Origin of the sequence: Streptomyces sulphureus DSM 40104 (assembly GCF_000381025.1) — a bacterium.
GTDB lineage: Bacteria > Actinomycetota > Actinomycetes > Streptomycetales > Streptomycetaceae > Streptomyces > Streptomyces sulphureus.
Window position 1 is genome coordinate 404098 of the sequence record NZ_KB905816.1, and the last position, 22718, is coordinate 426815.

A 22718-nucleotide genomic window follows, 5' to 3' on the forward strand; every position below is an offset into this window, starting at 1 on the left:
CCTTTCTTCGACGCTCCGGGCAACGCCCGGCGCGCCGGTGCGCGAGAGGGCCCGAACGCCGCCCCGGCGGCCACGGCAGACGGTGCGGCGCGAAGACGCAGACGCCATCCGTCCCACCCCATGTGCGGGACCGGTGCCGTCCCACGCGAAAGCACCGCACCCCTTCCCCCGATGACCGCCGGCTCCCCAGGACGGCCCTCCCCACTCACAGAAACGGAACCAGAATGATGTCGCTCCCCGAATCCACGCGGTCCGATCCGACACCACCCTCCTCCACCTCACCGGAGATGATCGGTGCCAGGATCGACCGACTCCCCCACGGCCGCTTCCAACGCCGTGTCCTCATCTGCACGGTCCTGGCGTTCATCTTCGAGATCGGGGACCAGAACGCCGCTGGTCTGACGGCGAGCGCGATCCGCGACCGTTTCGACACCGACCTGACGGGCATCGCCTTCGCGGTCTCCGCCATGTACCTCGGCCTGCTGGTCGGAGCGGTACTCGCCGGTCAGGGCGACCGGTTCGGGCGCCGCTTCATGATCATCACCGGCATGGTGTCGATGTCCCTCTTCTCCGGGGTCAGCGCGATGTCCACCGGCATCGTGATGCTGGTCCTCGTGCGCTTCCTGACGGGTATCGGGCTCGGCCTGATCTACATCAGCATCGTGGTCTACCTCTCCGAGGTCTTCCCCGTCCGGCGCCGCGCCTTCGCCGTAGGACTCGGCATCGGCATCGCCGCGCTGGGCTCCATCGGCCTCACCCAACTCGCCCGCGTCGTGGTTCCGTGGGGCGAGCACGGCTGGCGGATCGTGTTCCTCGTCGGACTGCTGGGCCTGTTGGCCGTGCCGGTGTGCAGCAAACTCCCGGAATCACCCCGCTGGTTGGCCGCGCGAGGGCGCGGCGAGGAGGCCGACGCGACGCTGCGGGAGCTCGAGCGTGAGGCGGAGGAGCGCCACGGGCCCCTCCCGGAGCCGCAACTCCCGGAGAAATCACCGGGGTTGGAGGACTCCCCGAAGGACGCCGCCACTCGTTCGCTCTTCCAGGGGAAGATGCTGGTAAGTCTCATCATGCTGATGGTCGTGTGGATCTGCTACTCGCTCGCGATGCAGGTGATGAACACGTGGACGCCGACGGTGCTCAGCCTGCGCGGCTTCAGCGACGCGGAGGCGCTCTCCACCACCTCGCAGCTCTTGGTCGGTTCGCTCATCGGCTCCGCCGTGGCGATCACCGTCGGTGACCGGCTGCCCCGTCGCGGCGGCATCATCCTCTTCACCGGTCTCGCCGCCCTCGCCATGCTCACCTTCGGCCTCTCCGGCAGTCATCTGATCATCGTCCTCGCCGGCGCGACCGTGCACTTCACCATCGGCGCGGGGACGCCGCTGCTCAACGCGTACGCCGCCGAGCGGTTCCCGCCGCACCTGCGGTCGCGCGGCAGCGGATTCAGCTACTCGGTGGGCCGGTTCACCAACGTCATCGCCCCGTTCACGATCGCCGGAGTACTGGAGGCGCTGGGGTACAAGTCCGTCGCCTGGGGCGGCTTCGCAGCCTGGGGGCTGATCGCTCTGACGGTGCTGGTCCTCGGCGCCCGACGAGGAAGGCCCAGCGCCCCCATCGAATAGGGCACTTACGGGGGCGCCGCCACGGCTCGGCTTCGGAACGAGCCGACGGGCACGACAGCAGAAGCGCGGAGAGACCGCAGGGGTTGACGGCGCCCGACACCGTCGGCGCGCCGTCCCCAGGAGAGCGAGGGAGTCGAAATGGGCCGAGAGCAGCTACGCCACCGCCGGATCATCATCACGGGCGGCGCGAGCGGCATGGGCGAGGGCCTCGTGCGGGCCTTCCCGCAACTGGGGGCCGAGGTCGTCTCGCTCGACCTGTCGAAGGACCCCGGGGAGACGATCGCCGCGGAGTCGGGGGCGGGGTTCGTGCAGTGCGACGTCTCACACAGGGAGTCGGTCGACGCCGCTGTGGACGAGGCGGTCGGACGCCTGGGCGGCCTCGACGTGCTCGTCCACGCGGCCGGCATCGCCCCGGGCGGGGCCGCCGAGGCCATCGACCTGGGCACCTGGGAGAAAGTCATGGCCGTCAACGCCACCGGCACCTTCCTCACCAACCAGGCGGTCTTCCGCCACCTGCGCGAAGATGGCGGTCAGATCCTCGACTTCGCCTCCGCGGCCGGGGTGCAGGGGTACCCGGGCAAGGCGGCCTATGCGGCCGGCAAGGGTGCCGTCACCGCCTGGGTCCGCTCGATCGCCGTCGAGTGGGCCCCCTACGGCATCACCGTCAACGCCGTCGCACCGGCGGTCTGGACGCCGATGTACGACCGGACCCGCGCCTCGATGACGTCCGAGCAACTCGCGGAACACGACGCGAAGATGGCTGAGTCGGTGCCGCTCGGCGGCCGACTCGGCGATATCGCACGGGACTTCGTTCCGGTGATGGCCTTCCTCTGTAGCGCCGCCGCGCACTTCCTGACCGGCCAGGTCTTCCCCGTGGACGGCGGCACCCTGATGATGCGCTGAGTGGGCGGGGGCGGAGCACCGCCCCTGCCCACCGGAGTCACCGCCCTCGGTGCACCTGGGCCAGCAGGCGCCTCGCCCGCTCCATCAGCGGCCTGTCGACCATCGCGCCATCCACCGCCGAGGCGCCCTCGCCCGCCTCCACGACCGTATGCGCCCACCGCACCTCCTCGTCGCTGGGGGCGAACCCCGCCAGGACGGCGGGTACTTGGGCAGGGTGGATGCACAGCTTTCCACCGAATCCGAGCCGCCGCGCGTGGGCGGCGTCCTCCGCCGCCGGAGCGCTGTCCCGCAGCGCGGTGGTGATACCGTCCAGCGGCGGTGCGATCCCGGCCGCGGCCGACGCGAGCACCAGCCGGGAGCGTGCATGGCCGAGCGCGAGCCGGTCGTCGTGGGCCACGCCCAACTGCGCGGCCAGGTCGGCGTTTCCGAAGGCGAGCCGTGCCGCCCCGGGCGCCGCGGCCAGCCGGTCCGCGGCCTCCACCCCACGCGCCGTCTCGACCAACGGGATGACGGGGCGGCCCGCTCCACGTCGGGCGAGGTCGGCCACGACGGACGCCTCCTCCGCCTTCGGCAGCATGAGAGCGCAGCCGCACCCTGCCACCGCCTCCACATCCGCCTCGTACCAGGGAGTCCCGGGGGAGTTGACGCGGACCATCGCGCGGCCACCGGCCGTCAGCCACTCCACCACGGCCTGCCGCGCCACGGCCTTGCGGTCCGCCGGCACCGCGTCCTCCAGATCGAGGATGGCGCCGTGCGGCGAAGCTTCGACGGCCTTGTCGAACCGATCGGGGCGATCAGCGGGCACGAAGAGCAGCGCCTGCGCCAGCTCCCAGCCGGTGGCCTCTCGCCCGCTCACGCCCAACCCGCCGCTGCCGTGGCATGTCGGCTTTCGCGCGCCGTCTCGACGCGCAGGCGCACTCGACCTCCGTCGCCGCGCTCGCCGTCCCGCACCGCGCGCAGCTCCTCGCCCGTGAAGATCGGGCTGCGCAGGCGGTAGTCGAACGAGGTGGGCCGCGCCTGTGCGTTGCGCCGTAGCGACTCGGCCATCAGCAGGGCCAGCAGGGGTCCGTGCACCACCAGTCCCGGGTAGCCCTCGCGCTGTTCGGCGTAGGGCGCGTCGTAGTGGATTCGATGGCTGTTGGCGGTCAGCGCGCTGATGCGGAAAAGCATCCGGGAGTCCGGACGCATCGGGACGGACCAGTCGGCGGCTTCCCGCGGCAGCGCGGCGTCGGGATCGGGCGGTACGGGCCGGCTCGGGGCCCGGTCCTCGCAGCGGTAGACGATGTCCTGTTCCTCCACGAGGCAGGAGCGGTCGCCCTGACCGAACTCGTGGCGCGTGGTGACGAAGACCATCTCGCCGCTCCTGCCGTGCTTGGTCTCGACCCGGTGGAGCGAGGACCTGCGCCAAGCGGGGGTACCGAGCCGCAACGGCTCCTGCACCCGCAGTCGGCCGCCGGCGAACATGCGGCGCCGGTCGGGAAGCGGGGGGAGGAAGTGCCCGTGGAGGGGGTGTCCGTCCTCTCCCAGCTCACGCTGCGGCGGCCACTCCAGGAAGTGGAGCCAGTGCCACAGCAGCGGGAGCGTGTCCCCGGGGCCGGCGGCGGGTTGGGGGAGGTCGAGTACGGCCGAGAGCGCCGCGGTGGGCGCGGCGTCGAGGTCGTCGTGGTCGACAACGGGTTCGGGGTGCCAGGAAACCAGGTAGCGTGCCAGGCCCTCCTCGGCGGCTCGGCCTGCTTCCTGTGCGGGCGATGTCGACATGCACCACTCCCAATAGGGCCGTACAAATATGGCCCGGAGTATTCGCCGATTGGCTTCCGTACGTCAAGTCCCTCCTTGGACATGGGAGTTCAGCAGATCCCGGTGCCGTTGACGCACGCGTGAATTGGCCGTACAAATGATCCATCCGCCCACCAGGCGTGACCGTCAGCCGGCTCGGGCGCAGCTGCCCCACCGGAATGCCGACGTACCGACCCGGCCCCGCGGGAGCGCTCGACACCGGGCACGGGGAACGGCACCTGCCCGGCGGCCCGGCCCCACGGATCGCCCCGCCCGCCGGGCCCGCGCCATGTGAAGGGAGCAGGGAATGACGGAACGCCCCCTCGACGGGATCACCGTCGTCAGCCTCGAACAGGCGGTGGCCGCCCCGTTCGTGACCAGGCAACTCGCTGACCTGGGCGCCCGCGTGATCAAGATCGAGCGTCCGGACGGCGGCGACTTCGCCCGCCGCTACGACACCACCGTGCACGGCGAGTCGAGCTACTTCGTCTGGCTCAACCGCTCGAAGGAATCGCTGACGCTCGACCTGAAGAGCACCCCCGGCCGACGCATCCTGGACCAACTCCTCGGTAGTTCGGACGTGTTCGTACAGAACCTCGCACCGGGGGCCGCGGCGCGGATGGGCCTCGACCCGGGATCGCTCCAGGAGCTCAACCCGAGGATCATCCCTTGCACGATCAGCGGTTACGGCACCTCGGGGCCGTGGGCCGAACGCAAGGCGTACGACCTGCTCGTGCAGTGCCAGAGCGGACTCGTCTCGCTGACAGGCACCCCGGAAGCGACCGCGCGGGTGGGCATCTCGGTTGCCGACATCGCCGCCGGCATGTACGGCTACTCCGGCGTGCTCACCGCCCTCTACACGAGGGCGACCACAGGTGTCGCCCGAGCGGTCGAGGTCTCGCTCTTCGAGGCGCTGGCGGAGTGGATGGGACAGCCGGCCAACTACACGGCGCACAGCGGCACGCAGCCCGCCAGGCTCGGCACCCAGCACGCCACCATCGCCCCCTACGGCGCCTACCCGGCGGCCGACGGCAAGGACGTGCTCTTCTCGATCCAGAACGACCGCGAGTGGGCCGTACTGTGCGAGCGGTTCCTGGAGCGCCCCGAACTCATCGACGACCCGCGGTTCGCCACCGGCGCGGCCCGGGTCGCCAACAGGGCCGCCCTCGACACCCATGTCACGGCGCGGTTCGCCGCCGCCGACAGCACCACGATCTGTGCGCTTCTCGACAACCTGGGCATCGCCAACGCCGGCGTCAACTCGGTCGCCGAGTTCCTCGCGCATCCGGCCCTCGCCGCCCGTGACCGGTGGCGCGAGGTCTCGGTTCCCGACGGGACGACGCGGGCGCTGGTCCCGCCCGCCGACCTGGCGGGGACCGAGGCCCGGATGGGCCCGGTACCGGCGCTGGGTGAGCACACCGCACCGATTCTCGAGGAACTCGGCTACGGCGCAGGGGAGATCGCGGCGCTCCGCACCGAAGAGGTCGTCTGACGGAGCCGGCGACAAGGGCAGCAGAGGCGCCGCGCCCACGCCGGGAGCGCGGCCGACGGAAGGGAAGCGATGAGTATCCACGACACCCTCTCCGAGGACGAGAAGTTGGCGGTCGAGACCGTCCGCGACTTCGTCGATCGGGAGGTCAGGCCGGTCGCCCGCGACCTGGAGCACGCCGACGCCTATCCCGGGGCGCTCATCGAGCAGATGAAGCAGCTCGGCGTCTTCGGCCTCGCCGTCCCCGAAGAGCACGGCGGTACGCCGGTCTCCAGCGCCTGCTACGTCCTCATCACCGAGGAGCTGGCGCGCGGTTGGATGAGCCTGGCGGGTGCGATGGGCGGCCACACCGTCGTCGCCAAACTGCTGTTGCACTTCGGTACGGAGGAGCAGAAGCGTCGCTACCTCCCACGGATGGCGACCGGTGAGGTCCGCGCGACGATGGCGCTCACCGAGCCGGGCGGCGGCTCCGACCTACAGGCGATGCGGACCAGGGCGCGCCGCGAGGCGGACGGCTACACCGTCGACGGCGCGAAGACCTGGATCACCAACTCCCGGCGCTCGCAGCTGATCGCCCTGCTGTGCAAGACCGACCCGGACGCCGAGCCCATTCATCGGGGCATGTCGGTCCTGCTCGTCGAGCACGGCCCCGGCCTCACCGTCTCCCGTGACCTGCCGAAGCTCGGCTACAAGGGGGTGGAGAGCTGCGGACTCTCCTTCGAGGGCTACCGTGCCCCCGCCTCCTCGCTCCTCGGGGATGTGGAGGGCCGCGGCTTCGCGCAGATGATGAAGGGGCTGGAAACGGGCCGACTCCAGGTGGCGGGACGGGCGTTGGGCGTCGGCAAGGCGGCGCTCGACGACGCGCTCGCCTACGCGCAGGAGCGGGAGTCCTTCGGCAAGCCGATCTGGCGCCACCAGGCGATCGGCACCTACCTCGCCGAGATGGCGACGAAGCTCTCGGCGGCCAGGCATCTGACCCTGCACGCCGCGCGGGAGGCCGACGCCGGAAGGCGGGTGGACATGGAAGCGGGCATGGCCAAGCTCTTCGCGTCCGAGACGGCCATGGAGATCGCCCTCAACGCAGTCCGCATCCACGGCGGTTACGGCTACTCCACCGAGTTCGACGTCGAACGCTACTTCAGGGACGCCCCCTTGATGATCGTCGGCGAGGGGACCAATGAGATCCAGCGCGACGTCATCGTGCGCCAACTGGTCTCCCGAGGCGGCCTCGATGGCTGACGGCACGCCGAGAACCCCGCGGCGTGCCCTGGTACATTCCCTCCGACGGGCCTGACGAGGTGGTGACTTGAGCGCGATACGCGGCACGACGGGCCGGGACAGCGCCTACCTGCGACTCGCCCGCGAGCTGCGGGAGGCCATCCTCCGACACGAGTTCCCCGACGGCGTCCGGCTCCCCACCGAGGCCGAGTTGGCCGACCGCTACGCGGTGAGCCGGCAGACCGTGCGACGCGCCTTCCACGACCTTGTCTCCGAGGGCCTGGTCTACCGCGTCCCGGGCCGCGGCACCTTCGTCACCCGCCACGAGGACCCCTACCTGCGGCAGTTCGGCTCCATCGACGACCTGATGGGGCTCTCGCTCGACACCACCATGGAGCTCGTCGCGCCGTTGCGCAGACAGGTCGCGCTGGCCGCGGCGGGGCGGCTGCGGCTCTCCTCGGACCAGGTCTGGAAGCTTGCCTTCCGCAGGCTCCACGACGAGTTCCCGTTCTGCCTCACGACGGTCTACCTGCCGCCCGACACCGGCGGGTTGATCGCGTCGGCGCCCGAGGTGAGCAGGCAGGGGGCACGCAGCAGGGCGACCGTCATCGGCCTGCTCGACGACGTGCTCGACGACCCGATCGCCGAGGCCGAGCAGTCCATCACCGTCGACACGGCCACCCACGAGGTCGCCACCCACCTCGACTGCGATCCCGAGCAGCACCTGCTGCGCATCGACCGGCTCTACCTCTCCGCCTCGGGGACGCCGGTGGAGCTCGCGATCAGTCACTTCCTCCCCGAGCACTACTCGTACCGGGTCAACCTGCGCCGGCACGTGTACTGAGCGTGCGGAAGGTGACGGCCGGGACGTCACTCGTCGTCTGCCACGTCGACCACCACCTTGCCGAGCGCTCTGCGGTCGGCGACCTCGCGCAGCGCCTCGGCGGTGCGCGCGAGCGGGTAGCGGGCGCCGATGTGCGGTGAGAGCACGCCCTCGGCGAGGAGTGCGTCGAGCTCCTCGGTGTCGCGCCTCGCCGCTTCGGGGTCGGTCTCGGCGAAGGTCCGCACCTCCAGGCCGCGAATCGTAACCCCCTTCAGCAGCACGAGGTTGAGCGGTATCGCGGGGATCGTCCCCGCGGCGTAGCCCAGCGTGACGAAGGTGCCGCCGTGCCGCAGGGCGCGCAGCGCCTCTTCGGCGTGGGGGCCTCCGACCGGGTCGAGGACGATGTCGGCTCCGCCTCCTGTCAGGGCGCGGATACGCGACTTGAGGTCCTCCCGCGTGTAGTCCACGGCGCATTCGGCTCCGCGCGCACGGGCCAGCTCCAGCTTCGCGGTTCCGGAGACCGCCGCCAACGCCCTGCCTCCCAAACGCCGTACGAGCTCGACGGCGGCGGAGCCCACTCCACCCGCCGCTCCCAGCACCACCACCCACTGCCCGGGACGCACCTCGGCCACCGAACGCAGCGCGTGGTAGGCCGTGCGGTACGCCACTCCCCCGGCAGCCGCTTCCGCGTAGCCGGTACCCGCCGGAATCCAACGGACCGAGGCGGCCGGCACCACCACCTCCTCGGCGAAGGCGCCCGTCGCGACCGTCGCGGCCACCCGCTCGCCCGGCGCCCAGCGGGTGACGCCGGCTCCCACCGCCGCGATACGGCCGGCCAGTTCGCTGCCCGGCACGAACGGCGGCTCCAACGTGACCTGGTAGCCGCCCGCGACGAGCAGCACGTCGGGGAAGTTGACGGCCGCCGAACGCACCGAGACCGACACCTCTCCGGGGCCGGGGCGCGGCGTCGGTACCTCCTCGATGACGAGATCCTCCGGCGCTCCGTGGGCCCGGCAGACGACGGCACGCATGGGCGTTCTCCTTCCGTTGGGCGCCCCGGCGGCGCGGGATTCGGGTTCAGGCGGCCCCCGTGTCGTGCACCACCCGCCCCGCGGAGACCGTCAGCCGCACGAGGGAGGCGGCGGGAGCGCCAAGCGCCTCGTGCAGCCCGGTGCGGAGCAGACACAGGTCGCCCGGAGCGCCCCTGACGACGACGCCGCGCGCCAGCATTCCGGTCAACACCTGTGCCGCGGTGACCCGTTCACCCGGCCCGAGCACCTCGCCCGAGGGCGTGCGGCGATCGCGCGCCGCCCGGATCACGGCCCACGGATCGGGCGTGCCGTACGGAGCGTCGCTCGACGCGACGACCGCTACCCCCGCCTCCGTAAGGGAGGCGTACGGGTAGAGGTGCGGAAGGTCATCGGGTTCGACATCGGAGAGATAACGGTCTCCGCGCTCCGCGACGAAGGCCGGCTGGGTGACCACGAGGAGCCCGAGCTCCCGCAGCTCCCCGCGGAGTTCGGGCGGCACGACGGCGGCGTGCTCGATCCGGTCGCCCGGCACGAGGCCCGCATCCCGGAGGACGGCGAGGGTGAGCACCAGGGACTCGCGGGTGACGCAGTGCACCGCGACCGGACGACGGGCCGCCCCCCGAGCGGCGTGCACGCGGGCGCGGAACTCCTCGTAGCTCCAGGGGTCGTGGTCCGGCGGCAGCAGCTTGAAGGGGCCGCGACCGAGACGGGGCGAAGGGAGCGGCTCCGTCACGCCGACGCCGAGCAGGGTGAGCCGCTGCGGCAACCGGCCGTCGTCCGCGGCGCGCGCGAGGGCGTGGACCGTCTCCGAGTCCAGCTCCGGGGTCGCATCGGTCACCGCGGTCACCCCGTACGCCGCGAGCCGGCTGCCCACCGCGGCGAGGTCGGGCTCGTCCGCGGGCCCCAACCGGCGGCGCAGCCAAGCGTCCTGGCGCCAGAGCCGACCGGTGAAGCGGCCGTCGGCGTCGCGTTCCGCGCCTTCGGGGAGCCCCTCGCACGTGTCGAGGCCGAGCCGGGCGATCGCCGTACCGCTCAGGCACCACATCGCACCCGTGCGGTGCTGGACGCGCACCGGAACGCCGGGCGCCAGCGCGTCGAGCCGGTCGCGGTCGAGGTCGCCGGCGACCGACTCGTGGTAGCCGACGCCGCGGAGCCAGCCGCCCTCGGGCAGATTCCGGGCACGGCGACGCAGCACGGCCGCGAGCACCTCCGTCGTCGTCACGGACGGTGGCCCGCACTCCACCGAGTCGGCGGCTGCGGCGAGGCCCATCAGGTGCAGATGCCGGTCGACGAGCCCGGGCAGCAGGGCGCCCCCGTCCGCGTGGACGACCCGGTCTCCCCGCCGCGGGCGGACCGCCCCCACGGCGGATATGGTGCCCCGCCCGCGCGGCTCGGGATCGACGCGGACGTCGGTGCGCCGCCCGTCGAGCTCTACACCGCGCAGGATCAGCGCCATCGCCGACTCCCCCGGGTACCGGGCGGGGCGGTCATGCGCGCACCGTCGGGACCATCCGGTCGACGAGACCCCACTCCGCCGCGGTGGCGGCGGAGACGCGGTCGCCGGTGAGCGCCATCCACGCCGTACGCCATCGCCCGATCCGGCGCGGCAGGCTGACGGTTCCGCCGGCTCCGGGGATCAGCCCGAGGCCGAGTTCCGGCAGCCGGAACCAGGATCCCGGCTCGGCGGCGACCTCGCCGGCGAAGGCAGGCACCTCGATCCCGGCGCCGACGCAGGCGCCGTGGAGCCTGGCCCTGACCCTGCCCGCGTTGCGGTGCACCAGCCGGCCGGCGCTGCGTGCCAGTCGGATCGCGTGCGCGCTCGCGGGGTCGGCGAAGCCGCCGAACTCGTCGAGGTCGCCGCCGCTACAGAAGTCGGGCCCCGCGCCGCGCAGTTCGACGGTGCGCAGGCGCGGGTCGGCGGCGGCCGTCTCCAACGCCTCGATCAGGGCGTCTCGTAGGGATGCTCCGAGGGCGTTGCGTCGCTCGGGCCGGTTGAGCGTGATGGACAGTGCGTCGCCCTCGTCGGACAGGAGGACGGGGTCCGATGGGGGCGGCGGAACCGTACTGGGCGCGCGGGCTGCCCGCCAGGCCGCGAACTCGGGGCCCGATTGCAGCATCGAGTAGGCCAGGGACTCCACCGCCAACCCGTCGTCCACCGGCAGCAGCGGTGTCGCCCGCAGCACGCCGGCGAGCGCCAGCGCGGAGCGCGGAGCGGTCTGCACGGCGCGGGCGAGGCGCGCTGCCTCCGCCGCGGGGTCGTCGACCGTCACATGGGCGCGCCCGTGTTGGGGGACGGCGCTGAGGGTGAGCGTGAGTGCTTCGAGAAGCGGCAACAGCGCGGCTGGCAGCGGCTCGTGAGCCATGCCGACGAGTATCCGTGCGGACGCGCGCAGCCGCCGGGCGACACGTTCGAGGTCGAGCCCGGTCTCGACAGCCGCCGGCAGATCGACGAAGGTGAGCACCGTCGCGGCATGCGGGGTCGGCTCCGCTCCGGGCGCCGCGGTCTCCTCCAGGCCGTCAGGCAGAGCGACGACCTCCGAAGGCGTCAGCCGTCGGATACTCGGTCCCGCCGCCGACCGTACGGGTCCCGCGGATACCCGCCGCCCCGCGTGCGTCACTCGACGTCCGCCTCCCCCGCGGGTCGGTCGCCGTCCGGCTCGGCGACGCCCGGGTGATAGCAGAGCTTGAGGAGCAGTGCGGCGCTCGCGGTGCCGAGTCCCGCCGCAGCCAGCGCACTTGTCGCGCCCGACCAGCGGCGCGGCAGGACGCCGTCGAGCGAGTAGCGTCCGTGCCCGAGCGCCGCCAGGGCGACGGCCGCCCCGCTCACCACGCCGGTGTACTCCCAACCGCCCTTGAAGACGAAGAACCCCTTGCCCCTGTGGTCGGTCCGGGCCGCGACAGACATCAGGCCGATGGCGGCAGCCGCGGGGAGGGGGTTGGCGACCCCCACCGTGAGCGCCGCTCCGGCGGCGACCTCGGTGGTGGCGGCGAGCCCGGCCTGCACGGCCGGTGGCTTGAGGCCGAGCGAGTCGAACCATCCGCGGGTGCCGCGGAGTCCACCGGATCCGGTGAACTTGTTCCAGCCGTGAGCGAAGAGCATCGGCCCGAGGGTGGCACGCAGGGCGAGTGCCGCCGCGTCCTTTCCACCGGTCTGCCGGTGCCGGGTCCCGGAATGCGTCATGCGAGCCTCCTGGGAACGTGGATCCCGTAGCTTCGGTCGAGTGGTTTCTCGATCATCTGCATAATGCATTGTCGACGGCTCGCTGGGAACGGCTGACCCACTGAGACTTACCGCACCCGCGGCTCAGGGCTCCCCGACTCCTCCTCCGCCATGCCGGTTTGAGCAGGGCAGAGACGAACAGGAGCACCACGGCGAGGAGTTCGGGAAACGGGGGTGTGATGAACGAAAGCAACGCCCGGCAACAGGTCGCGTCCGGCCCGCTGGACGGTCTCACCGTCGCCGGACGCGGAACCGACCCCGGCATGCGCCATGCCCTCGCCCTCCTGCGGGCCCTCGGCGCCTCCGTCCCACCTCGCGCCGGCGACGCACGACTGCTCCTGGACGCCACCGGCTCACCGGACCGCGCCGACGCGCTGCCGGTTCTTCCGCGCCATCCGGCGGCCGACTGGGCGGCGAGCGGCGCCATGGAGTTGACCGGCCGGCCCGACGGGCCTCCGCTGCCTGCCCCGGGCGCACCGGCCTCCGCGGCCCGCGGCGCTCTCCTCGCCTTCGACGCACTGCGCCGCCTCGGACGGCGAGCGCCGCACCGGCCGCCGCCGGTCCTCGCCCCCCTACCCGACCTGCGCGTCCTCTCCGAACGCGCTGCGCTCCAGGGCACGGTGCGTCGGGGGCCCCGCTCCGTCGGCGGCGCCTTCCGGCTGCTGCCCACCGCCGACGGCGCCTTCGGGATCAGTCTCTCCCGCCCGTCCGACCTCGAACTGGTCCCCGCGCTCACCGGGGAGGAGACCGCCGACCCCTGGGAGGCGGTGGAGAGTTGGGCGGCGCGTACCCCGAGCGCGGAGGCCGACGAGCGCGCCGCGCTGCTCGGCCTGCCCGCCGCCTCCGTGGGAGCAGCGGAGCGGTACGCACGGCGACGCGGTACCGAACGCCCGTGCGGGCCCCTGGTGTTGGAGGCCATAGCGGCGCCGGCGGCGCCGCGGGCGGCGCCGCTCGTCGTCAACCTCTCCTCGCTCTGGGCGGGCCCGCTCTGTGCCCACCTCCTACAGCGCACGGGGATGCGGGTGGTGACAGTGGAGAGCACCCGGCGACCCGACGGCGCGCGCCGCGGCACGGCCGCCTTCCACGATCTCCTGCATGCTGAAGACCACTCGGTGGCGCTGGACTTCGCCACGGCGGAGGGGGCCGAGACACTGCGCGCGCTGCTCGCCCGAGCGGATGTCGTCATCGAGGGCTCACGCCCCAGGGCGCTCGCGGCGCTCGGCATCGATCCCCGTCAACTCGGCGCCCGGCGGCCCGGGCTGAGCTGGGTGAGCATCACCGCGTACGGACGTACCGGCCCGTGGGCGAACAGGCCCGGATTCGGCGACGATGTCGCGGCGGCGGCCGGCCTGGTGGCCAGGGATGCCGCGGGCCCGTTGCCGTGCGGGGACGCCCTCGCCGATCCGCTCACCGGCGTACATGCGGCGCTCGGCGCGCTCGCCGCGGTGTGCGGCGGCGGGGGCTGGCTGGTCGACATCGCGATGAGCGAGGTGTGCCTCGCGGCACTGCGCCTCGGGGCCGACGGACTGCCCCACCCGAGAGACCCGGCTCCGGCCGCCCCCGCTGTGCGCACGGCCTCCGGGGCCGCGCCGGCGCTGGGCGCCCACACTCGGGAAGTGCTCGCCGCGCTCCTGCCCCCGGCGGGGGACGGGGCACGGAACCCCGCGGTGCTGACCGACGGGTCCGGGGCTTGATCCTGCTCCCGTAGTCGTATACAGATAGGTCAGAAATCCGAGCCCCGCCACGACTCTCCTCTCCCGAGCGGAGCTGTAAAACCATGCACACAGGAGAGGTTGGGGCATGTGCACGGTGCGACGCATCCGTCACCTCTCGGTGTGTGACGTCTTCGGGACAGCGCCCCGGAGATGCACGGCGCCGCACATCCCACCGCACCGTCGACCTCCGGGAGTGACCATGGCCACGAGCCGCTGGGCCGAACTGCTCACAGGCGACCGTCCGCAGATCGGCATGTGGCTCGCCGCCGGCAGCCCGTACTGCGCCGAGATCTGCGCGGGCTCCGGTCTCGACTGGTTCCTACTCGACCAGGAACACGCCCCCAACGACCTGCACTCCACCCTCGCCCAGCTCCAGGCGCTCGCCCCCTACCCGCCCGAGGTCGTCGTCCGCCCCGTCGACGGGGAGCCGGCGAAGATCAAGCAGCTGCTGGACATCGGCGTGCGGAACCTGATGGTGCCGATGGTGGAGAACGCCCGGCAAGCGGAGGTCTCGGTGGCCGCGACCCGCTACCCGCCACACGGCATACGCGGCGTCGGCAGCGCACTGGCCCGGGCCTCCCGCTGGAACCGTCGGGCGGGCTATCTCGCCGAAGCCGACGCGGAGTTGACGCTGACCGTGCAGATCGAGTCGCCGGAGGCGGTCGGGCGGCTCAAGGAGATCGCGTCGGTCGAGGGGGTCGACGCGGTCTTCCTCGGTCCTGCGGACCTCGCAGCCGCCATGGGCCACCTCGGCGAGCCGGAACACCCCGAGGTGGTCGCCACCATCGAGAGGGCACTCGGCACGATCGTCTCCTGCGGAAAGCCCGCGGGCGTCAACGCCTTCAACGAAACGTACGCGCGCAGGTACCTGGCGGCAGGCGCACGGTTCGTCCTCGTCGGCGCCGACGTCACACTGCTCGCCCGGGGCAGCGAGGCGCTCGCCGAGCGGTACGGGTGCCGTCCCTGCTCCGTCTGAGAGCCGGGACGGCGCTCACCGGAAGGCCTCCGCTCGCAGCTCGCCGATCTCCCGCTCGTCGAACCCGGCTTCCCGCAGCACCTCCTCGGTGTGCTCGCCGGCCCTCGGCGGCCCAGCGGGCAACCGGCCCGGCGTCCTCGACAGCCGGGGGGCGGGCAGGGGTTCGGTCACCCCGTCGCGCACCACGAACGTGCCACGGGCCGTATGGTGTTCGTGCCCGGCCACCTCGTCGAGCGTGAGGACCGGTGCGAAGCAGGCGTCGAAGTCGGCGAAGCGCGCACACCACTCCTCGCGGGTGCGCGTACGGAAGAGGTCGGCCAGCTTGCGTGTGAGCTCCGGCCACAGCCTCGGGTTGCGCTGATCGTCCCACTCGGGTCCGTCGAGCTGGAGGATGCGCCGCACCTCGGCATAGAACTGGGGCTCCAGCGCACCGACGGTCACATGGCCGCCGTCCGCGGTCTCATAGACACCGTAGAAGTGGGCGCCGCCGTCGAGGATGTTGGTGCCGCGCTCGGTGTTCCAACTGCCGGTGGCGTGCTTCCAGTGCAGGGTCGTGGTCATGTGTGCGGCGCCGTCGACGATCGCGCCGTCGACCACCTGGCCCGTCCCGGAGGAGCGGGCCTCCAGCACCGCGGCGACGAGGCCGAAGGCGAGGTAGAGGCCGCCGCCCGCGTAGTCCCCCAACAGGTTCACAGGCGGTACGGGCGGCCCTCCGCGAGAACCGATCGGGTCCAGGGCTCCGGAGAGGGCAAGGTAGTTGATGTCGTGCCCGGCACGCTGTGCGTACGGGCCGGACTGCCCCCATCCTGTCGCCCTGCCGTAGACGAGGGCGGCGTTCCGCTCCCAACAGCTCTCGGGCGAGAGCCCGAGGCGCTCCATGACGCCCGGTCGGTATCCCTCGACGAGCACGTCGGCGGAGGCGATCAGCCGTAGCACGGCCGGGAGCGCCGCCGGGTGTTTGAGGTCCACCGCGACCGAACGACGGCCGCGCAGGACCGGGTTGGGCGCCGAAGCCGCCGCGGCGCCCGCGTCCGTGCGGCCCGGCCGGTCGAGGCGGATCACCTCCGCCCCCATGTCGGCCAGCAGCATCGCGGCGAACGGGCCGGGGCCCATCCCGGCGAACTCCAGGACCCGAACTCCCTGCAATGGCCCTGCCATCGAAACCCCTCTCTCATGAACGCCTGCCCGCACCCATGGGGCCTGGCGGGCGTCCTCGTGGACGACTGTAGGAACATTGCGTCAGAAAGCTAGCCGAGCCATGTCACGCGAACAAGGTCGACCGTACGTCGCCCCCGCCTCGGCGGAACCGCGTCGTCCTGGCTCACACCTACCCGCCTCCCCGACAGCCGATGCCCATACCGCTCTCGACAGATCACGCTCGCCCCGCCCACACGACCACCGCCCCGCCAAAGGTCGCATCCCGTCGGCAGGACAGGGGAGCGCACGACACCTGTTGCTATGACGTTCCCGTCAGATACGCTGCCGGTGAGGCGTAGCGGAACGGTCGTGTCCCCCGCGAGGTGCAACGCGCGGAACAGCCGTGGCCGCACCGCACCGACCCATCAGCCGACACGGACCGGGGCACTCGATGGCAACACTCGCAGTCAACGCAGACCACAGGAGCCTGGCGGAGGTGGCACGCGCGTTCCTCACCTCCCAGGGCGGCACCGGACTGGCGCGCGCGGCGGCGGAGGCCGAGACCGAGACCCTGCCGTCGTTCTGGGGGCAGTTGGAGAAGCTCGGCTGGCTCGGCCTGCACCTGCCGGAGGCTTTCGGCGGCCAGGGCTTCGGGATCGCCGAAACCGCCGTTGTGGCCGAGGAGTTGGGGCGCGTCGTGGCACCGGGACCTTTCCTGCCCACGGTGATCGCCTCGGCGGCGATCGACGAGGCAGGGACCGAGGAACAGCGGCGCAGGTGGCTCCCCGGACTCGCGAGCGGCGCCACCACGGCGGCCGTCGGACTCGACGGCACGCTCGTGCGCCGTGCGGCCCGGGCCACCGGCGAGGTCGAGGCGGCGCTCGGTGCGTGCGTCGCCGATCTGCTGGTCGTCTCCGCCGGAGAGGACCTGCTCGTCCTGGAGCGCACCGCACCGCAGCTCACCGTGGAGAGCGTCGGCGACCTCGACCCGAGCCGCCGCGTCGGCGTTGTGCGCTGCTCCGAGGTCCCCGTTCCCGACTCGGCTGTCCTGCCGGGCGCGCGGAGGACCGCCGTCCGGCTGGCCCGTGCCTTCGCCGGCGCGGAAGCCGCCGGCCTCGCCGATGCCTGCACCGTGGCCGCGCGCGACTACGCCCTCACGCGCGAGCAGTTCGACCGGCCGATCGGCGCCTTCCAGGCGGTCAAGCACCAATGCGCCGACATGCTGGTCGCGGCCGAGCTCGCCGCCGCGGCGGCCTGGGGCGCGGTGCAGCGCGCCGACTCGCCGGCCGGCGCCGCTTCCTGGGCCGCGCTCGCCGCCACCCAGGCGCTACCGGCCGCCACCCGCTGCGCGGCCCGGAACATCCAGATCCACGGCGGCGTCGGCTACACCTGGGAGCACGACGCACACCTGTACCTCAAGCGTGCCCTCGCCCTTGAGACCCTCTACGGCGCAGGCGCGGCGGACGACGTGGTGGCCGCAGGGCACACCGCCGCGCCCCGGCTCGAACTCCCGGACTCCGCCGCCGGGTTCCGCACTCGCGCCGCCGCCTTCCGCAAGGAGCTCGAAGCGCTGCCCGCCGGGGAGCGCCGAGGTGCACTCGCCCGCTCCGGCTACCTCGTCCCGCACTACCCGCCGCCCTTCGGGCTCGACGCGGGGCCCGTCGAACAGCTCGTCATCGAGGAGGAGTTGCACGGAATCGGCCGACCCGATCTCGGCATCGGCGCGTGGATACTGCCCACCCTCGTCCAGCACGGGACGGCCGGACAGCTCGACCGCTGGGTGTGGCCCGCGCTCCTGGGCGAACTGCGGTTCTGCCAGCTCTTCAGCGAGCCGGGGGCAGGATCGGACGCAGCCGCCATCCGGACCAGCGCGCGGAGGACAGAGGGCGGTTGGCTGGTCAGCGGTCAGAAGACCTGGACCAGCGATGCCCTCCAGTGCAACCGCGGCCTGATGACGGTCCGCACCGACCCGGCAGCGCCCAAGCACGCCGGGGTGACGATGATGGTCCTCGACCTGCGGGCGGAGGGCGTCGAGGTGCGTCCGATCCGCGACCTGACCGGCGCCTCACGGTTCAACGAGGTCTTCGTCGACGAGGTGTTCGTTCCCGACGAGGACGTGGTGGGCGAGGTGGGCGAGGGCTGGAAGGTCGCCCGGGCCACCATCGGCAACGAACGGGTGACCATCGGCACGAGCCACGGGGGCAGCGGGATCGACGCCTCGGTCCTGCTCGACCTGGCGGCCCGCCACCCGCAACGGGGTGCGCCCCTGCGGCAGCGTCTCGGCGAACTCCTCGCCGAAGAGGCGGCGATGGCGCGGCTCAACCTCAAGCACGTGCAGGGAACCATCGAGGGGACGGACACCGGTACCGACGGCAACGTGGGAAAGCTGCTCTCCGCCGAGCACGCCCAGCGCGCCACCGAACTCGCCCTCGCGCTCGTGGGCCCGGCCGGAGTGGGCGGCGCCGAACCCGAGGTGGTCGGGGAGCTGCTCTACAGCAGGGGCCTCACGCTCGGCGGCGGTACCTCCGAGATCAGCCGCAACCAGATCGCCGAGCGCGTGCTCGGCCTCCCGCGGGACCGCCGCTGACCGAATCGGCCGCCCACCCGCCGAAAGGCGACCGCATGCAGGCCCCCGCAGCGGCGACCGTCCACGGGAGATGCGCCGTCTACGGGCCGCGGCCGGGCCGGTTCAGCGCGCGGCGCCGCCGCGCGCTGAACCGGCGACCTGCCGCCGGTCGTTGACGAGTCCGCGCTCGACAACCTTGGCCAGCAGCTCGACCACATCGTCACGCCCGCCGGAGGTGGCCTGGTCGGCCAGGCCGTCGGGACCGCGCTCCAGCAGCGCCTCCAGTACGAGGGAGGCGGTGGTGACGTTGAAGGGGTAGCTGCGCTCGGCGCCGTCGAGGAAGGCGCGGTAGACGGCCTCGGCGTGGTGTCCGACCGCCACGGCGGCCTCTCGGAGCCGGCCGTCGTACGGCAGGCCCTCCAGCCAGAAGCGGATGAGGCCGACGTAGCGCGACTGCATCGACTCGTATTCGCGCAGCCATGCGCGGAGCCCGTCCTCATCATCCGGCTCCACCTCGGCCAGCCGGTCGAGCAGTTCGGGCAGAACCCGTGCACCCTCCTCGGCAATGGCGGTGAGCAGATCGGTCTTGTCGGTGAAGTACTTGTAGAAGGTTCCGCGGGCCACCCCGGCCTCGCCGACCACGTCGTCGATGGTGGCCATGTGGTAGCTGTACGCGTGAAAGACGCGGCAGGCCGAGTCGAGAAGGCGACCCACGGTGGCACGTGCCCGTGCGCTCAACCCGGCGAAGCGGTCGGGGAACTCCGGCGGCGGCCCGGCCGGCCAGTGCACGACGCTCACCTCCGGGCCGACGTCCAGATCCATGTCGGCGAAGACCTCGTCAGGGGTCTCGGGGAAGAGCATCAACTGGGCGACGACGGCGAGACCGTCGAGGGCCTGCTCGTCCGAGAGCTCCGACGCGGCTCCCAGGTAGCGGTAGAAGTTGAACCGGTGAACGAGCACCGTCAGCAGGGTGCCGACCTGTGCGGTGTTGATGTCGCTCACGCCGGAGGACGCCAACCGCTTCTCGATCCGCTCGACGTATCCCTCGACGAAGACGTCGACGCGGGGCCTGACCTCCGCGCTCACCGTCGCGACCCGCGACCACTGGGCGAACATGGTGGCGTACTTGTCGAAGACCCAGGCCCACTCCCCCAACCACCAGTGGAGGTTGTCGAAGCCCTGCTCGGTGGGGCCGAGCGGGCCCAGGCGCCGCACTACCCGGTGCAGGGCGGCGCCGCACTCCTCCATGAGCTCCCGGAAGATCTCGTCCTTGCTCTCGAAGTACTGGTAGAGCGTCGCACGGGATACCCCGGAGCGTTCAGCGATGCCGTCGACGAGAGTTCCGTGAAAACCCTTCTCCTCGAAGAGCGTCAAGGTCTCGTCGATGATGCGCTGCCGGGTCCGGGCGCCTTTTGCGCCAATCTGCGGGCTGTTGGGACCGTAGCTCGCCCTGCGCTGCGTTTCTTCTGATGACACGCGCGTCAGTGTACGACGTGTGACAGCCCCTTTGTTCACGTTGGCCGGTGCTCGGGACCGCGCGGCCGGAGCGTGATCACGCCTGAAGTCCTTGGAATTGCAGCGCTCCCGGCCCCCCGTCGAAGATTCCAGAAGTGGACACGACAGATATGAAGAAGTGACCCTGACCTCAGATTTTCGCCCAACGGCACAGGGGCGGCAGACACCTCCGCCTACGGTCCGCTGTCGCTTTGGGCACGCACCCTCAACGCGCGGTGATCCACCTTCATCATGGGCGTCAACGGCAGTGCGTCGAGCAACTCCAGGAGATCGGGAGACTTGTAGTCGGCCAGCCGCCGCTGTGTCCACTCGCGCAGCTCGGTGAGGTCAGGCGGGGTTTCCCCCGCCTGCGGCACTACGAACGCCACCCCGATCTCCCCGATCACCGGGGCCGGCGTGCCCACCACGGCAACCTGCGCGACCCTCGGGTGCGCGCTCAACACGTTCTCCACCTCAAGCGGATGGACGTTGTAGCCGCCGCGGATGTAGAGGTCGGTCGAGCGGCCGGTCAGGACGAGATTCCCCCCCCCCGCCGGTGAGCCGCCCGACATCGCCCGTGCGCAGCCGGCCCGCCTCGTCGAACGCGGCCTCAGTACGCTCAGAGTCCCGCCAGTAGCCGCGCATCACGCAACCACCGCGCACACGTATGTGTCCTGTCTCCCCCACGGGCAGCGCCCTCCCCTCGTCGTCCAGGACCGTCACCTGCAGACCGACCTGCGGCCGTCCGACGGTGTGGAACTGCACGTCCGGCGGATCCGCCGGCTCCGTGCCGCAGATGCTGGGCGACTCTGTCATGGCGTACCGCACCACCAGCGGTGTCCCCAGCAACTCCCCTACGCGCTCGCGGAGTTCGGGTGACGCGGGCGCCGTTGCCGAGATGCCGAGCCGCAGCGCGGGGAAGCTTCCCGGCCCGACGCCTGGTTGTTCGAGCAGCTTCGCCCACTGGGTGGGCACCCCACCGGCGACAGTGATGCGCTCCTGCTCCAGGAGTGCGGCCATCTCTGCGGCTTTCCAGGGCACCGGGCTGACGACGAGCGTGATCCCCCAGGCGAGCTGCTCCCAGACCTTTCCCATGTACCCGGCGTGGGCGAACGGTGTGGCGACAAGGCGGCGGTCGAAGGGCGCGGTCATCACGCCCGCCGTACGTACAGCGGCCGCCAACCCCCTGTGGTCGTACCACGCACCCTTGGGCTCACCCGTCGTCCCGCTGGTCCAGATGATTACGGCGGGGTCGTCGGGGGCCGCCTCGGTGCGCATCGCCCGCCCGCCACCTCTGCGGGCCGCGGCGAGCTCTCCGCGCTTCAACACGGCGAATTCCGGGGGCACTTCGGGAAGCTGCGCCGCCTCGTCCCTGATCACCAGGGCAGGGCGGCAACGGCGCAGGATCGCGGAGGTCTCGCGGGCGCCGAGTCGGGTGTTGAGTCCGGTGACGACGGCCCCGATCCGGACCACTGCCGCGTAACAGACCGCGTAGTCAGTGGACGGCGGCAGCATCAACGCCACCACATCGCCGCTGCCCACGCCGCGCGCGGTCAATTCTCCGGCGACCGCGTCGGCTTGACGGTGCCACGCGGCGAAGGTGAGCCGGTCGGCACCGTCCACGTACGCCTCGTGCGAGCCGTACTGCTCCGCTGCCGCTGCCAAGGCCTCCCCCAGCACCGCGGGAGTCGCCCGCAACGGCGGCTCGGGGCGGCCTGCGTCGGTTCGTTGGGACGTCACGGTGTGCCTCCGGTGGGAACAGCTCGGCAAGGGGCTACCCCGGTGCAGGGCCAAGCACGGGGGTGGCCTGTCGGAACGGCCAGGCCCGCTGCGCTCAACGGGGCAGCAGACGCTCCGCGATGGTGGTCAGGTCCGCTGTGAAGGCGTCGAAGCTACGGCTGGCAGGTTCGATGGTGATCCAAGTGACGCCGGCCTTCTCGTAGTCGGCGAGCCGCGGCTTCAACGCGTCGCAGAACTCCCCCACGTCTCCGCTGCGCAGGAGGTCCTTCTCGAACGGCACGAAGGAGACGTCGGCCGGTGGCCTGCCGTCCGCTGCCCGGTGCTCGTTCTGCTCCGCGATCATGCTGCGCAGGGAGTCGAGATCGGAGAGGGGCGGTGTGCGCGTGATCTCCGCCATCTCGGCCGACTGCGCCATCGGCATCCACCCGTCGGCGAGTTGACGTACCCGGCGCCGGGCCGCGGCGCTGTTTCCCCCGACCCAGATCGGCGGGCCGCCGGCCTGAGCCGGGCCTGGCAGTGCCAGGTGGCCCTCGATACCGAACTCCGGCCCTGCGTGCTCCTGGCCGGCCCAGGTGGCGCGCATCGCCGTGATCGCCTCGTCGAGGAGCTTGCCCCGGCGGGCGAAGTCCGCACCGAGCGCCTCGAATTCCGACTTGAGGTAGCCGGCGGCCATGCCGAGGGTGAGCCGGCCGCCGGAGAGCAGGTCGAGGCTGGCGGCGGACTTCGCTGCCAGGTAGGGGCTGCGGTATCCGGCGACCATCACGTAGGTGATCACCCGCAGGCGCGTGGTGGCGGCGGCCATCATGCTCAGTGACACGAACGGGTCGAAGGCGTGGTGCCCGCCGCCCGCGAGCCACTCCCTGTCCGGGTACGGGTGCTCGCTCATCGCGATCCCGTCGAACCCGGCGTCCTCCACCGCACGGGCCACCTCGCCGAGACTGTGGCCCGCGATCCAGCGCTCGTAGTGCTTGACCGCCCGCATCGGGAACATGACGTTGAACTTCAGTGGCATCC

General features: G+C 72.1%; 19 protein-coding genes. 8 read left to right on the top strand and 11 right to left on the bottom strand.

The features are described 5' to 3' along the window. Positions 1–224 precede the first annotated feature (224 nt). Positions 225–1616 (top strand): MFS transporter, encoded by a 1392-nt coding sequence (locus F603_RS0113670; RefSeq protein WP_019546569.1) that lies wholly within the window; start codon positions 225–227, stop codon positions 1614–1616. 138 nt (positions 1617–1754) lie between these two features. Further along, positions 1755–2519 (top strand): SDR family NAD(P)-dependent oxidoreductase, encoded by a 765-nt coding sequence (locus tag F603_RS0113675; RefSeq protein ID WP_019546570.1) that lies wholly within the window; start codon positions 1755–1757, stop codon positions 2517–2519. 37 nt (positions 2520–2556) lie between these two features. Here F603_RS0113675 and F603_RS0113680 read toward each other — a convergent pair whose 3' ends face one another. Both F603_RS0113680 and F603_RS0113685 read right to left on the bottom strand, forming a co-directional pair. After that, a complete protein-coding gene (locus tag F603_RS0113680) occupies positions 2557–3375 on the bottom strand; it encodes an HpcH/HpaI aldolase/citrate lyase family protein (RefSeq protein ID WP_019546571.1) in 819 nt (272 codons plus the stop codon). Beyond that, positions 3372–4277, bottom strand: coding sequence for an HTD2 family dehydratase (locus tag F603_RS0113685; protein ID WP_019546572.1), 906 nt, complete (start codon positions 4275–4277; stop codon positions 3372–3374). Before F603_RS0113685 ends, F603_RS0113680 begins: the two co-directional genes overlap by 4 nt. Positions 4278–4602: 325 nt before the next feature. Between F603_RS0113685 and F603_RS0113690 the strand changes: the two genes are divergently transcribed. From F603_RS0113690 to F603_RS0113700, 3 genes are all read left to right on the top strand, one after another. After that, positions 4603–5787, top strand: a complete 1185-nt coding sequence (locus F603_RS0113690; RefSeq protein ID WP_019546573.1) for a CaiB/BaiF CoA transferase family protein — start codon at positions 4603–4605, stop codon at positions 5785–5787. 69 nt (positions 5788–5856) lie between these two features. Beyond that, positions 5857–7023, top strand: a complete 1167-nt coding sequence (locus F603_RS0113695; RefSeq protein WP_019546574.1) for an acyl-CoA dehydrogenase family protein — start codon at positions 5857–5859, stop codon at positions 7021–7023. Between the two features lie 67 nt (positions 7024–7090). Next, a complete protein-coding gene (locus tag F603_RS0113700; RefSeq protein ID WP_019546575.1) occupies positions 7091–7846 on the top strand; it encodes a GntR family transcriptional regulator in 756 nt (251 codons plus the stop codon). 26 nt (positions 7847–7872) lie between these two features. On the opposite strand, the gene F603_RS0113705 is transcribed toward F603_RS0113700, so the two are convergent. From F603_RS0113705 to F603_RS0113720, 4 genes are read right to left on the bottom strand one after another with little or no spacing between them, the layout of a single operon-like run. After that, entirely contained in the window at positions 7873–8856 is a 984-nt protein-coding gene (locus F603_RS0113705) for an NADPH:quinone oxidoreductase family protein (protein ID WP_019546576.1), read from the bottom strand. A 46-nt stretch (positions 8857–8902) separates the two neighbouring features. Continuing rightward, a complete protein-coding gene (locus F603_RS0113710; protein WP_019546577.1) occupies positions 8903–10312 on the bottom strand; it encodes an amidohydrolase family protein in 1410 nt (469 codons plus the stop codon). Between the two features lie 31 nt (positions 10313–10343). After that, positions 10344–11474 carry an enoyl-CoA hydratase/isomerase family protein gene (locus tag F603_RS0113715; RefSeq protein WP_019546578.1) on the bottom strand — a complete coding sequence of 377 codons (1131 nt, stop codon included), beginning with the start codon at positions 11472–11474 and terminating at the stop codon, positions 10344–10346. After that, on the bottom strand, positions 11471–12037 hold the full coding sequence (locus F603_RS0113720) for a DoxX family protein (RefSeq protein ID WP_019546579.1): 567 nt from the start codon (positions 12035–12037) through the stop codon (positions 11471–11473). The genes F603_RS0113715 and F603_RS0113720 overlap by 4 nt, the downstream gene beginning before the upstream one ends. Positions 12038–12255: 218 nt before the next feature. On the opposite strand from F603_RS0113720, the gene F603_RS32105 reads away from it, so the two are divergent. Continuing rightward, on the top strand, positions 12256–13770 hold the full coding sequence (locus F603_RS32105; RefSeq protein ID WP_019546580.1) for a CoA transferase: 1515 nt from the start codon (positions 12256–12258) through the stop codon (positions 13768–13770). Positions 13771–13990: 220 nt separating this feature from the next. Further along, positions 13991–14767 (top strand): aldolase/citrate lyase family protein, encoded by a 777-nt coding sequence (locus tag F603_RS0113730; protein ID WP_019546581.1) that lies wholly within the window; start codon positions 13991–13993, stop codon positions 14765–14767. A 15-nt stretch (positions 14768–14782) separates the two neighbouring features. On the opposite strand, the gene F603_RS0113735 is transcribed toward F603_RS0113730, so the two are convergent. Next, the gene (locus tag F603_RS0113735; protein WP_037955897.1) at positions 14783–15925 is read right to left on the bottom strand and encodes a CaiB/BaiF CoA transferase family protein; all 1143 of its coding nucleotides are present in this window, start codon (positions 15923–15925) and stop codon (positions 14783–14785) included. Between the two features lie 430 nt (positions 15926–16355). Here F603_RS0113735 and F603_RS0113740 point away from each other — a divergent pair, with 430 nt between their 5' ends. Beyond that, positions 16356–18491 (top strand): acyl-CoA dehydrogenase family protein, encoded by a 2136-nt coding sequence (locus tag F603_RS0113740; protein ID WP_026328395.1) that lies wholly within the window; start codon positions 16356–16358, stop codon positions 18489–18491. Positions 18492–18593: 102 nt separating this feature from the next. Here F603_RS0113740 and F603_RS32110 read toward each other — a convergent pair whose 3' ends face one another. The 4 genes from F603_RS32110 to F603_RS0113755 form a co-directional block, all read right to left on the bottom strand. Then, positions 18594–19946 (bottom strand): TetR/AcrR family transcriptional regulator, encoded by a 1353-nt coding sequence (locus F603_RS32110; protein ID WP_078503657.1) that lies wholly within the window; start codon positions 19944–19946, stop codon positions 18594–18596. 212 nt (positions 19947–20158) lie between these two features. Next, complete coding sequence (locus F603_RS35565; protein ID WP_211231077.1) at positions 20159–20428, bottom strand: AMP-binding enzyme; 270 nt, start codon at positions 20426–20428, stop codon at positions 20159–20161. A 10-nt stretch (positions 20429–20438) separates the two neighbouring features. After that, positions 20439–21704 (bottom strand): class I adenylate-forming enzyme family protein, encoded by a 1266-nt coding sequence (locus tag F603_RS32115; RefSeq protein ID WP_211231078.1) that lies wholly within the window; start codon positions 21702–21704, stop codon positions 20439–20441. A 94-nt stretch (positions 21705–21798) separates the two neighbouring features. Beyond that, complete coding sequence (locus F603_RS0113755) at positions 21799–22716, bottom strand: LLM class F420-dependent oxidoreductase (protein WP_019546585.1); 918 nt, start codon at positions 22714–22716, stop codon at positions 21799–21801. Between the last annotated feature and the right edge of the window lie 2 nt (positions 22717–22718).